The organism is Gallalistipes aquisgranensis, assembly GCF_014982715.1.
Taxonomy (GTDB): domain Bacteria; phylum Bacteroidota; class Bacteroidia; order Bacteroidales; family Rikenellaceae; genus Gallalistipes; species Gallalistipes aquisgranensis.
On the sequence record NZ_JADCJY010000001.1, the window covers coordinates 670,849 to 683,612 of the forward strand.

General features: G+C 60.8%; 6 protein-coding genes. 5 read left to right on the top strand and 1 reads right to left on the bottom strand.

The annotated features are described in order from the left end of the window. Nucleotides 1-103: 103 nt before the first annotated feature. Complete coding sequence (locus tag INF32_RS02380) at nt 104-3,067, top strand: glycosyl hydrolase 115 family protein (RefSeq protein ID WP_226386816.1); 2,964 nt, start codon at nt 104-106, stop codon at nt 3,065-3,067. Between the two features lie 43 nt (nt 3,068-3,110). Continuing rightward, a complete protein-coding gene (locus INF32_RS02385; protein ID WP_226386817.1) occupies nt 3,111-5,144 on the top strand; it encodes a hypothetical protein in 2,034 nt (677 codons plus the stop codon). Nucleotides 5,145-5,184: 40 nt separating this feature from the next. Here the strand turns inward: INF32_RS02385 and INF32_RS02390 are convergent, their stop codons facing one another. Then, nucleotides 5,185-9,141, bottom strand: coding sequence for a hybrid sensor histidine kinase/response regulator transcription factor (locus INF32_RS02390; protein ID WP_226386818.1), 3,957 nt, complete (start codon nt 9,139-9,141; stop codon nt 5,185-5,187). Nucleotides 9,142-9,338: 197 nt separating this feature from the next. Here INF32_RS02390 and INF32_RS02395 point away from each other — a divergent pair, with 197 nt between their 5' ends. The 3 genes from INF32_RS02395 to INF32_RS02405 are packed head-to-tail and all read left to right on the top strand — an operon-like array spanning nt 9,339 to nt 12,720. After that, the gene (locus INF32_RS02395; protein WP_226386819.1) at nt 9,339-10,424 is read left to right on the top strand and encodes a glycoside hydrolase family 88/105 protein; all 1,086 of its coding nucleotides are present in this window, start codon (nt 9,339-9,341) and stop codon (nt 10,422-10,424) included. Nucleotides 10,425-10,437: 13 nt separating this feature from the next. Then, nucleotides 10,438-11,673 (top strand): DUF2264 domain-containing protein, encoded by a 1,236-nt coding sequence (locus INF32_RS02400; RefSeq protein ID WP_226386820.1) that lies wholly within the window; start codon nt 10,438-10,440, stop codon nt 11,671-11,673. Nucleotides 11,674-11,688: 15 nt separating this feature from the next. Then, entirely contained in the window at nt 11,689-12,720 is a 1,032-nt protein-coding gene (locus tag INF32_RS02405; RefSeq protein WP_226386821.1) for a glycoside hydrolase family 43 protein, read from the top strand. Nucleotides 12,721-12,764 lie beyond the last annotated feature (44 nt).

Consider the following 12,764-nt stretch of genomic DNA (forward strand, 5'->3'; position numbering starts at 1 on the left):
TACTCGCGGGGCCCGGTTCATGCGGCGGCGATTCCCTCTCTGCGGTGAAGTGGACGGCGTGGAACGATGTATGCCGCCGGGGAACAACGATGAATGTGAAACGATGAAAAAGATTTGTGTAAAGATTCTGTCTCTGGCGATCCTGTCGGGCTGGGGCGCTTCCGCGGCTGCCCAGGTGCGGCTTGCTGCGCCGGATGCGGAAGGGGCGATTTTCCCGTTGACACGGGGAGGAACCGGAGCCGTGCTCTGTTACGATCCGGCCGATTACACCGTGGTGTCGAAAGCGGTTTCCCTGCTTGCGGACGATATTCAGCGGGTTACGGGCCGCAGGGCTCCCGTCCGGGCCGTTTCGGAAGGGCGTCTGCCTGCCGAGTGCGTGATTGCCGGGACGGTCGGGCACAGCCGGCTGATCGGGAGGCTGGCCGAACGGGGCAGACTGGATACGGCGCTCCTCTCGGGCCGTTGGGAGAGTTACCGGGTGCAGGTGGTCGAAAATCCCCTGCCCGGTGTGCGGCGGGCGCTGGTAGTGGCCGGCAGCGACCGCCGTGGTACGGCTTACGGCTTGCTCTCCGTATCGGAGGCGATCGGGGTCAGTCCGTGGTACTGGTGGGCCGACGTGCCCGTCGTCCGCCGCCGGGAACTCCGGCTGGCGGTTCGGCCGTTTGTGTCGAAAGAGCCGTCCGTGCGTTACCGGGGCATATTCATCAACGACGAGGATTGGGGTCTGCTCCGCTGGGCGCGCGGGACGTTCGAGACCGACCGGGGGAATATCGGGCCGAAGACCTATGCCAAAGTGTGCGAACTGCTGTTGCGGCTGAAGGGGAACTATCTCTGTCCGGCCATGCACGAGGCTTCGACGGCCTTCAACAGGATTCCCGAGAACAAGATGGTGGCCGATACCTTCGCCATCGTCATGGGGTCGGTACACTGCGAGCCGCTGTTGTTCAACAACTCCAGCGAATGGAACCGCAAGACGATGGGCGAGTGGGACTACGTGGGCAACGGGGCCATGATTGACCGTGTGCTGCGCCGGCGCGTGGAGGAGAACCACCGCTACGAAAACGTCTACACGCTGGCCCTGCGGGGTCTGCACGACAAGGCGATGAAAGGCGGGGCGGACATGAAGGACCGGGTGAAGACGCTGGGTGACGCGCTCGCTTCCCAGCGCCGCATCCTGACCGAAGTGACGGGGCTCCCTGCCGAACGGATTCCGCAGGCATTCACTCCCTACAAGGAGGTGCTGGATGTCTACCGGGCCGGGCTGGAGCTTCCCGACGACGTGACGATCATCTGGCCCGACGACAATTACGGCTACATGAAACAGCTCAGCAGCCCCCGCGAACGGAGACGTTCCGGGCGTTCGGGCGTCTATTACCACGCCTCCTACCTGGGTAAGCCGCACGACTATCTGTGGCTCGCTTCGACCCCTCCCTCGCTCATGTACGAGGAGCTGAGCAAGGCCTACGACGCTACGGCCGACCGTATCTGGCTGCTCAACGCGGGAGACATCAAATCGTGCGAGTTTCCCGTGAGCCTCTTTCTGGCCATGGCCTACGATATGGAAGATTTCAGCTACGAACGGGCTGATTCTTTCGGCGGACGGTGGCTCGGGACCATGTTCGGCGACCGCTATCGCGACCGGCTGGACGACATCGTGCGGAGCTATTACCGACTGGCTTTCGCCCGCAAACCCGAAGCGATGGGGTGGGGTTACGAATGGAACAGCAACAAGTATCCCCGGGAACGGGTGACCGACACCGACTTCTCTTTCGCGGATTACGGAGAGGCCGAATCCCGTCTCGCGGAATATGCCCGGATCGCCCGGGAGGCCGGACGCCTGATGGCGGAGCTGCCCGGTGAGAGCCGCGATGCCTTCTATCAGTTGGTCTACTATCCCGTCAAGGGTGCCGAACTGATGAACCGCATGCATCTTTCCGCCCAGAAAAACCGCTGGTATGCCATGCAGGGACGTCCTGCGGCCAATGCCCTGCGGGACGAGGTGAGACGTTGCCATGACAGCCTGCAGATCATTACCCGCGGATACAATTCGCTCCGCGGCGGAAAGTGGAACCATGTCATGTCGATGGTGCAGGGGGTGACGACCTCCTATTTCGAGCTGCCGAAAAACACGGAGACCGTGACACCTGCTCCGCAGGCTTCTCTCGGACTTTGGGTCGAGGGGGAAAGCGTGCTCCGTGGGATGGGGAGTTTCCGGGCCCTCCCGACATTCAACAAATATACGCGCCGCAGCTATTTCTTCGAACTGTTCAATCGTGGAGATGGTCCGGTGCATTGGAGAGTCGAACCGTCGGACGACTGGATCGTCTGCGATACCCGGGAAGGGGAGAGCGCCCAGGCCCGGGTGACGGTACGGATCGACTGGGACAGGGTTCCCGTGGGCGATCGTGTGCTGGGGGAAATCGGGGTGACGGCCGCAGGGGAGACCCAACGGATACTGGTTTCGGTGTTCAATCCTGCCTCCCCATCGACGGAGGAGATACGGGGGCTCTTCGTGGAAGACAACGGCTGTGTTTCGATCGGGGCCGCCGGATACCATCGCAAACGGGAGAACGAACACATCCGAATGAGGACGATCCCCGGCATGGGATACGAGGGAGTATCCGTGCAGCTGGGCGATCCGCTCGCTCCGGTGCAGAGCCCTGCCAGCAGCGTCGCTCCCTGTCTGGAGTACGATTTCTACTGTTTCAGCCGCGGTTCCGTGGATGTCTATACTTACATGTTGCCGACCTTCCCGCTGACGCCGGAAGCCGGGTATGCCGGCCACGAGGCGACCAACGTGGAGACGCGCTACGGCGTGACGATAAACGACGGCGCCCTGATGCGTCCCTCGACCTCTTCGTTCGAGTATGCCCAGACGTGGTACGAGAACGTGCTGAAGAACTGCCGCGTGAACAAGACCACCCTTCACGTCGGAAAGCCGGGGCGCAATACGGTGAAGATCGTCTGCGGCGACCCGGGTGTGGTGATACAGAAGATCGTGCTCGATTTCGGCGGCATGAAACGCTCCTATCTGGGACCCCCTCCCACTCCGGTCGCGGAGAACTGAACGGTCCGGACACAGAATCCTATATAAAAATCAATCAATACGCATGAAAACCATCGGAAAAATTCTTTGTACAGCTTTTCTTTTGTCGGGTACGGCGGCGGCTTCGCAGGCGGCATACGATCCCGTTTCCGCACGTCATGGCTTGTCGTTGAAAGTTCCCGGAAATTCCGCGAAGGAATATGCCCTGCAGGCCCGGCCGGCGGGGAGCGGAAATTACGAACTCGTGGGGCGCGAGGCGCTGCCCCTGCGCATCGGGCTGACCGTATCGGAGTGCGGGAATGCGACCCGCGTGAGTGTACGCCTCAGAGCGCTGGACGATGTGTGGTTCCATTATGCCCAGCTGGTACCCAGCGGTTACCGGCACGAGGAGTGCCAGTTTCTGATGCCGGGTTTCTGGTACCGGCGGAATCTGCGTTCGCCCGAAGGGGCGCCTTCGTTCAAGGTGGCGGACAGCTGGACGGTGCGGGAGGATCGTCTCAGCACACCGCTCTGCGCCGTCTATGATCCGCAGGGCGGAAAGTACGTGTCGGTGCTTCGTACCGACCGGCCGGACTGCGACGCCCTGACGACCCACCGGGAGGGTGAGGTGATCGTCTCGGGCCGTACTTCGCTCGGATACACCGGTTTCGAGAACCTCGACGGCCGGGCCTGTCTCAGCTTCGGGTTTCCCTATCGGGAGACACCCCGCAGTTACGTGCGGAAACTGACGCTGGCACCCTCCGTCCGGGCGTTCCAGCATCTTCGGGCCGGTGAGGAGCTCACGCTCGGCTGGGAGATCGTTTCGGGCCGTGCGGAGGATTTTTCGGAGTTGGTGCGCCGGGTATGGGAGTATTCCTACGCGGCGCTTGCTCCCCGTCCGGTCGAAACGCCCTATACCCCGGAGAGGATGAAGGAGGTGCTCAGCCGTTATTTTACTCAGGCTTACGTGTCGGATTACCCGCTCAAGTTCACTTCGGGTGTTCATTTGCGTACGGCCGACTGCCGTTCCAACGGCATGGCCGAGGTGGGATTCATCGGCCGCGTGCTGCTCAACGCTTTCAATGCGCTGGAGTATGGGCAGGCACACGGTGACGGAGAGATGGCCGCCCGGGCCGCTGCCGTTTTCGACAGTTACCTGGCCCACGGATTCACGCCGGGCGGATTGCTGCGCGAATCGGTCGATTTCGCCAAAGGTACCGAAACGGACGTGTTCAGCATTCGCCGCCAGAGCGAAGGAATCTATGCCCTGTTGTATTACCTGGATTACGAAAAGCGGCGCGGAAACCGCCACCCGCAATGGGAACGGCGGGTGACGGATTTGCTCGACCGTCTGATCCGCCTGCAGGGTGCCGACGGCAGTTTCCCCCGTAAGTTCGGGGACGACCTCTCGGTGGTGGATGCCGGCGGGGGTAGCACCTCTTCGGCGACCCTGCCGCTGGTGATGGCCTACCGTTATTTCGGAGAGAAGAAATATCTGGAGTGTGCCGAACGCACGGCCGGTTATCTGGAAAGGGAGATCATCGACAAGTCCGACTATTTTTCCTCCACGCTCGACGCCAACTGCGAAGACAAGGAGGCTTCGCTCTATGCCTCTACGGCTATGTATTATCTGACGCTGGTGACGCGCGGAGAGGAGCGGGCACGTTATGCGGCCCTGTGCCGGGAAGCCGCCTATTTCGCCCTTTCGTGGTACTATCTCTGGGACGTTCCCTTCGCCCCCGGGCAGATGCTCGGCGACATCGGGCTGAAGACGCGCGGCTGGGGCAACGTCTCGGTCGAGAATAACCACATCGACGTCTTCGTCTTCGAGTTCGCCGCCGTACTCGATTTCCTGGCCGGGGAGTTCGGCGACGACCGCCTGTCCGGTTTCTCGAAAGTCATCCACACCTCCATGCGCCAGTTGCTTCCCTATCCGGGGCATCTGTGCGGCGTGGCCCGCGAGGGCTATTATCCCGAGGTGGTGCAGCACACGGCCTGGGATTACGGCAAGAACGGCAAAGGGTATTATAACGATATTTTCGCTCCTGGCTGGACGGTGGCTTCCCTCTGGGAACTGTTCTCGCCCGAGCGGACCCATGCCTTTTTCTCGCGCCGCTGAGATTGTTTCATACCGTACGTTTCATTCCCGGTTCGGGGTGCTATTGCTCTTTGTTGTACTCTTTGGGCAGCACCCCGAACTGTTTTGCGAAGCATTTCGCAAAATAGGAGGGGGAGTTGAACCCGACCAGATAGCAGACTTCATTCACCCGGTAGATGCCTTCCGAAAGGAGTTCCGCAGCCCGTTTGAGCCGGTAGGTGCGCAGGTAGTCGTTTGGGGTCATGCCGCATACCCCTTTCAGCTTGCGCTGCAGGTTCGAACGGCTGAATCCCAGCTCCTCCGAAAGCATGTCCACGTTGTACTCCGGATCGGAGATGTGCTTTTCGATCTCGGCGTTGACCCGCGAGAGCATGTCCCTGTCCTTGTTGTTTTTCACCAGGTTGCCGCAGAGTGAGACGGGCGTGTGCGAGAAGGCTTCGTACATCCGGTTGCGGCTGGCCAGCAGGCTGTCGATCTGGGCCCTCAGGTGGGCCGGAGAGAAGGGTTTCTCGATGAATACGTCGGCTCCGCTCTCCAGTCCCTCCACTTTGGTTTCGATGCCCGTCTTGGCCGAAAGGAGGATGATCGGGATGTGGCAGTAGTCGGGGTTCTCGCGGATGCTCCGGGCCAGCGTGAGACCGTCCGTGCCCGGCATCATGATGTCGAGGATCAGCAGGTCCACGCTGTGGCTTTCCATGATCTTCAGGGCGCTTTCGGCCCCGTCCGCCGTCAGCAGGTGGTACTGCGGGCGGAAGTTGTTGTGGATGAACCTGCGGATCTCCTCGTTGTCGTCCACGAACAGGATGGTGGGTTTGTCGGATGCGGTCTCCTCTTTTTCTTCGGTGATGTCGGCCGGCCGGACCTGCGGTTTTTCCAGCGACCGGAAGGTGAACGTGAAGAGGCTCCCGTGGGGCCTGTTGTCCCCCAAAGTAAGTTCGCCTCCCAGTTTTTCCGCCATCAGCCGGGCCAGCGAAAGCCCGATGCCCGTGCCCTGTCCGGAGTTCGAATCGGACTGGAAGAAGGGTTCGAACACACGTTCCTTGATCGCGTCGGGGATGCCCGGTCCGTCGTCGGCCACTGTGACTGTATAAGCCTCGCCTTCCGTCCGTTTCAGCCGGACCGTGATGTTGCCGGCGGCGAACTTCATGGCGTTGCTCAGCAGGTTCGTGCAGATTTTTGTCAGCGCATCCCGGTCCGATATGATCGTGGTGCGGGCCTCGGGATCGGCCTCGAAGATGAGCGAGACCTCACGTTCCCGGGCCAGCGTGTCGAATTCGGCGATCAGATCCTTGAGAAAGTCATAGAGGGAGACGGCCTGGTAGCGCAGTTTGTAGTGGTCGGTGTCCAGTTTGCGGAAATCCAGCAGCTGGTTGATCAGCTCGGCCAACCGTTCCGAGTTGCGTTCGATGATCTGGAGGTTTTCCCGAGTCTCCTCCGATCCTTCGCCGGAGGAGAGGACGGCCTCCAGAGGTGCCTTGATCAGGCTTACGGGCGTGCGTATTTCGTGTGCGATCGAGGTGAAGAAACTGAGTTTCGATTCCATGCTCTTTCTCTCTTCGATGACGCGGAACTCCTCCATCTTCACCCGGGAACGTTTCTTGTATTTGTACTTGTAGTAACGGATGATGACGAAGACGATCCACGCCAGCAGCGCCGCATAGAGCAATTTGGCCCAGCCGCTCTGCCAGAACGGGGGCAGGATTTCGATCTGCAGGGAGTCGCCCGTCTCGTTCCAAACCCCGTTGTTGTTAGAGGCCTTCACACGGAACGTGTAGTCGCCGGGCGCCAGGTTGACGTACGTCACGCTCTTGTGGTCGGTGGGGTAACTCCAGGTCTCGTCGGCACCCTCCAGCATGTAGGCGTATTCGTTGCGGGCCGGGGCCTTGTAGCTCAGCGCCACGAACGACACGGTGAACGAACTGCGGTTGTGTGGAAGCGTGATTCGGGTGCCGGTTCGGAGCTGCCGACGGATATTCTCTTCGAACGTCTGGTCGCTGTCGTTCAGAAACCGGATCGAGTGGATTTTCACCGGGGGCTCGGTCTCGTTGAACGGCAGGTCGTCCGGCCGAAAGGCATTGAACCCGTTGATTCCTCCGAAATAGAACTTCCCGTCGCGGGCCCGGTAACTGGAGCGGTAGTTGAACTCGTTGCTTTGCAGACCGTCCATCTGGGTGTAGTGGAGCAGGGCGGTGGAGTCTTCCGGATTGAAACGGTTGATCCCCCGGTTGGTGCTGAACCAGAGATTGCCCGAGGCGTCTTCCAGAATGCCGTACACCACGTTGTTGGCCAGTCCGTCCCTGTCCGAATAGGTGGTGAAGCAGTCCTGCGCGTAGTCGTACACCGAAATGCCGCCCCCTTCGGTCGAAACCCACAGCCTGTCCCGGCTGTCGATATAGAGACCTGTCGCCTTGTTATGGGCGAGCGAATGTTCGTTCCCCTCCTCGTGGAGATAGTGGTGCCATGTTCCCTTTTTCCGGTCGTAACGGTAGAGGCCGCTGCCGCAGGTGGCTACCCAGAGATTGCCCCGGGTATCTTCCCGGATGTCGATCACGTAGGTCGTCACGCGGAGCATCCGTTGGAAACGGTCCCGCTTCCGGTCGTAGCGGTCGAGCCCCACGGCGGTTCCCACATAGATTTCCCCGGCCGGGTTCCGGTAGATGGAGAAGATGCAGTTGTCGCTCACCGACGACGAGTCGCGGTCGCTGTGCCGGTAGTTGCGGATCGGGCCGCCCGGCAGCCGGCAGACGTCGATTCCCCGCGAAAAGGTGCCGATCCACAACCGGTTTTCCTCGAGCATCAGGGCGTGCAGGTTGTGGTAACTGATCCCGTGCGGCACCCGGTGGTTCTCGAAGGAATTGGTCCGGGTGTTGAAATAGTTGAGGCCTCCGTCTTCGGTGGCGATCCAGAGGTTTCCCGCGGCGTCTTCGCAGAACTGGCTGACGGCCCGTCCGGTGAGCGCCCGTCCGGCAGGGTCTCTCGTGTAGATGTCGATGTTGTTCCGGACCAGATAGTTCACCCCGCCGAAGTAGGTGCCGATCCAGATGCCGTCCTCGCGGTCCTTGTAGATGCTGTACACGTTCTTGTCGCTGAGGCCGGAGACGAAGTCCGCACGGTCGATGCGGCGGACGTTCCAGTCGGCCTTGTTCACCCGGTAGAGCCCGTCGTCCGACCCGACCAGCAGATGATCGGACGAAAAGTCGAAGATGGTGCGGATATGGGATATTTCGTTTCCGCTGCCGTGACCGAACCGGGACGTGAACGTCCGGGTGCCGCGGTCCAGTTTCTTCAGCCCGCCGGACCAGGTGCCCAGCCAGAGGAAGCCGTTGGCGTCCTCGCAGATGGAGAGTATTTCGTCGTCGCCCACCATTTTCGCCTGCGGGTCGAGGACGGGTGTGAAAGTCCCTGTCGCCTCGTCGTATTTGACCAGTCCTTCCCGTGTGCCGGCCCATACGGAGCCGCCCCGGTCCTGGAATACCTTCCAGACGACCGACGAGGGAATCGTGTGCGGACTGTTCCCGGGAAGGAACCGCACGGTCCGGTCGCTGTCGGGTTCGTAGAGGAACAGTCCCTCGTTGGAACCCATCCATACGCGGCCTTTCGTGTCGATGCAGATCGAGTGCACCTCCCGGTTCAGCCGCGAACCCGCCTCGCTTTTCAGGTCGAAGCGGCGGAACGTCTCCCGTTCCATGTCCATGATCCAGACCCCCACGTCGGTGCCGAGCCATAGTTCGCCCGTCTCCGAGAGGGCCATGCTGCGGACGAAACTGTTACCGAGGCAGCCGGGTTTGCCCGTGTTGCGGTATATTTTGTAGTTGATGCCGTCGAAACGGTTCAGCCCGTCCTTGGTGCCGAACCACATGTATCCCTCCCGATCCTGGAGAATGCAGAAGACGGTGTTCTCCGAAAGTCCGTCGTCCACCTGGTGACGGCGGAAACGGAGCGGCGTGTTGTCGTCGGCCGCGGCATACGTCCCGCAGACCGAAAGCGTGAAAAACAGGGTCGCAAGAAGACCTTTCATGGTAAATTTCTGACTATATTTGACCCTAAAGTAATAAACAATCCGGGAAAAAAGGAAACGGGAAGGCGGCCGTCCCGGGTATTGCCCGGAAATTTCCATTATTTGACCGTGTTTTTTTATTTCCTTGCCCGAAAAAGTAGTTGTTTTGCATACGGTCGGAAGACCGCGCAGCAATCTATTAACCGATAAGTAATGAAATGAAGAAAATTCTGTTGACGACCCTGCTGTCGGCCGCCGTTTTCTGCACGGCCGCGGCGAAGAAGAACAAAACCGAGGACCGGCGTCTGATCGACCGGGTGGCCGCATGGCAGATCGAACATTTTCCCGAAGTGAAGCACAATCCGCTGGACTGGACCAACGGTGCGCTCTACCGCGGCCTGCTGGAGTGGGCCGATTATACGGGGGATTCCAGATACTATGATTTCCTGATGGAGATCGGCGAGAAGGCTAAATGGGGTTTCCTGCGCCGGGTGTATCATGCGGACGATCTCTGTGTGGGACAGATGTACGTGGGGATGTACCGCAAGTTCGGGCGGCCCGAAATGATCGACCAGACGCGCCGGCGGCTCGACCATCTGGTGTGGTTTCCCTCGACGGTGCCCCTGTGGCACGGCGTGAAGGGCGGTTCCGACCGCTGGTCGTGGTGCGACGCCCTTTTCATGGCTCCGCCCGTGTTCGTGGAGATGTACAACGTGACCGGCGATGAAAAGTACCTCCAGTTCCTCGACCGGGAGTACAAGCTCTCGACCGATTCGCTCTTCAGTCCCGAAGACGGCCTCTTCTACCGTGACCGACGGTTCATCGGCCGCCAGGAACCTAACGGGAAGAAGGTGTTCTGGGGACGCGGGAACGGCTGGGTGTTCGGCGGGCTGGCCCTGATCCTGGAGCACCTGCCCAAGGACCATTACACCTACGGGTACTATCTCGACCTTTACCGCCGCATGGCCGATGCCATCCTGCCCCTGCAGGACGAGAAAGGTTCGTGGCATGCCAGCCTGTACGATCCGGTGGCCTATCCGCTGGCCGAGAACAGCGGTTCCGGCTTCTTCGTCTTCGGCCTGGCCTGGGGTGTGAACCACAAGGTCCTGACGGACGACCGCTACAAGGAGGCTGCCGTCCGGGGATGGGAAGCCCTCAAAGGGTATGTGGACGAGAACGGCCGTCTCGGGTCGGTACAGCCCATCGGAGCGGCTCCCGGCAAGGTGCGGGCCGATATGACCGAGGTGTACGGCGTGGGAGCCTTCCTGCTGGCCGGTAAGGAGATGCTGGAGTTGAAGTATTAATACAAGGGAAACCATGAAAAAGATCATTGTTACGACGATATTGGCCTGTGCCGTGGTCTGCGGCGCCCAGGCCGGGAAAAAGAAAAAGGAGGCTCCCGTGCAGAGCGACCGGGAGTATTGGGTGGAGACGATGGTGAAGATCGCCCGCCCCGTGTTCGACAACCTGAGCCGGAACACCCTGCGCAAGAGTATGCCCGTGGAGACCAACGACGGGATGAATACGGGCAAGCGTAAGGGTGTGACCCATCTGGAGGCGCTCGGCCGTTCGTTCTGCGGCGTGGCTCCGTGGCTCAACCTTCCGCCCGACGACACGCCGGAAGGCCGGCTGAGGGAGGAGTTCACCGCGACGGTCGTGAAGGCTATCGCGAACGCCGTCGATCCCGCTTCGCCCGATTACCTGCGTTTCGACGGTCCGGGCGGCCAGCCGCTGGTGGACGCAGCCTTTTTCGCCCACGGCCTCCTGCGCAGCCGCGACCGGGTGTGGCCCCGTCTGGACGAGGTGACCAAGGCCCGGATCGTGAAGGAGTTCAAGGCTTCCCGCAAAATCAAGCCCGGCCAGTCCAACTGGCTGATGTTTTCGGCCATCATCGAGGCCGCCCTGCTCCATTTCACGGGCGAGTGCGAAATGGGCCCCATCGACTACGCCCTGCGCAAGCATAAAGAGTGGTACAAGGGTGACGGGTGGTACGGCGACGGAGCCAATTTCCACCTCGATTACTACAACAGCTACGTGATCCAGCCCATGATGGTCGACGTGCTGGGTGAACTGCGTGCCCAGGGGCTCGATTCCACCCGATTCTACGACACCGAGCTGCGCCGGTTCATCCGTTTCGCCGAGCAGCAGGAGAAACTGATCTCGCCCGAGGGAACCTATCCCGTGCTGGGTCGCTCGATGGGGTACCGTTTCGGTGCCTTCCAGGCGCTTGCCCAGGTGTCGCTGATGAAGAAACTGCCCCTTTATATCGAGCCGGCGCAGGTGCGCTGTGCCCTGACCGCCGTCATCAAACGCCAGCTCGTGCCGGAGACCTTCGACAAGGACGGATGGCTGACACTCGGCTTCTGCGGGCACCAGCCCGGTATGGCGGACGGATATGTCTCCACCGGCAGCGCCTACCTCTGCACGTTCGTATTCCTGCCGCTGGGTCTGCCGGCCGACGATCCTTTCTGGTCGGCCCCTGCTGCCGAATGGTCGTCCAAACGGCTTTGGGAAGGGAAATCCATGCGGCGTGACGGTGCGATCCGGAACTAAAGGAACGGCGGAATCATGGGACTGAAAAATCTTTTTCTTTTGGCACTGACGGGCATGACCGCCGTCGGGTGTGCCCGTCAGTACTATACCAATCCGATTCTCGAACGGGGGGCCGATCCCTGGGTGATCGAGCGCGGAGGACGTTATTACTATTGCGGCGGGGGAAAAGGCGGTATCTGTGTCTCCGTCTCCGACCGGCCTCAGGCGATCGGGGAGGGACAGCTGGTCTGGCGGCCCGGGAAGGGGCGCTGGAACAGCACCTGCGTCTGGGCTCCCGAACTGCATTGGTGGCAGGGGAAGTGGTATATCTTCTATGCCGCCGGGTGGTCGGGACCTCCCTACGTCCATCAACGGACGGGGGTGCTCGAATCGGTCACGGACGATCCGACGGGAGACTATGTCGATAAGGGAATGGTCTATACGGGCGATACGCTCGGCAAGTGGGATTCCAACCGCTGGGCCATCGACATGACCCTGATGGAGCATCGGGGCAAACTCTATGGTATCTGGTCGGGATGGGAGTCGTCCGAGGCGACCGACAAGACCCCACAGAACCTCTACATCGCCGAGATGTCGAATCCGTGGACGACGGTTACGCCCCGCGTGCTGATCTCCGAGCCGGACACTCCCTACGAACTGGCCGGCGGCGAGCTTCCTATCAACGAAGGCCCCCAGGTGCTCAAGCACGGCGACGATACGTTCATCGTCTACTCCTGCGGCCAGTCGTGGCTGGATACCTACAAACTCTCCTGGCTGAGGCTGCGTTCGCCCGACGCCGATCCCCTGAAGCGGGAGAGCTGGATCAAGAGCGACAAGCCGGTGTTCGAGGACAACGAGTACACGCACGGGGTGGGGCATGCGAGTTTTACGACTTCGCCCGACGGCAGGAAACATTACATCATCTATCACACGAAAAAGGAGAAGACGCCCGGCTGGAACCGGGAGGTGCGGATGCAGCGTTTTCGTTTCCGGGCCGACGGAACACCCGATTTCGGTGAGCCCGTCGATCCCGCGAAGCGGCTGAAAGGCGTTTCCGGACGAAAGTGATACGGATTCGGACCGGTTTGCGATCGCGGAAAGCCCGTTTCGAT

What these genes read in the sequence shown, in the direction of transcription:
- INF32_RS02380 (WP_226386816.1), top strand. Translation starts at nt 104, where the DNA reads ATGAAAAAGATTTGTGTAAAGATTCTGTCTCTGGCGATCCTGTCGGGC.
- INF32_RS02400 (WP_226386820.1), top strand. Translation starts at nt 10,438, where the DNA reads ATGAAAAAGATCATTGTTACGACGATATTGGCCTGTGCCGTGGTCTGC.
- INF32_RS02395 (WP_226386819.1), top strand. Translation starts at nt 9,339, where the DNA reads ATGAAGAAAATTCTGTTGACGACCCTGCTGTCGGCCGCCGTTTTCTGC.
- INF32_RS02390 (WP_226386818.1), bottom strand. Translation starts at nt 9,141, where the DNA reads ATGAAAGGTCTTCTTGCGACCCTGTTTTTCACGCTTTCGGTCTGCGGG.
- INF32_RS02405 (WP_226386821.1), top strand. Translation starts at nt 11,689, where the DNA reads ATGGGACTGAAAAATCTTTTTCTTTTGGCACTGACGGGCATGACCGCC.
- INF32_RS02385 (WP_226386817.1), top strand. Translation starts at nt 3,111, where the DNA reads ATGAAAACCATCGGAAAAATTCTTTGTACAGCTTTTCTTTTGTCGGGT.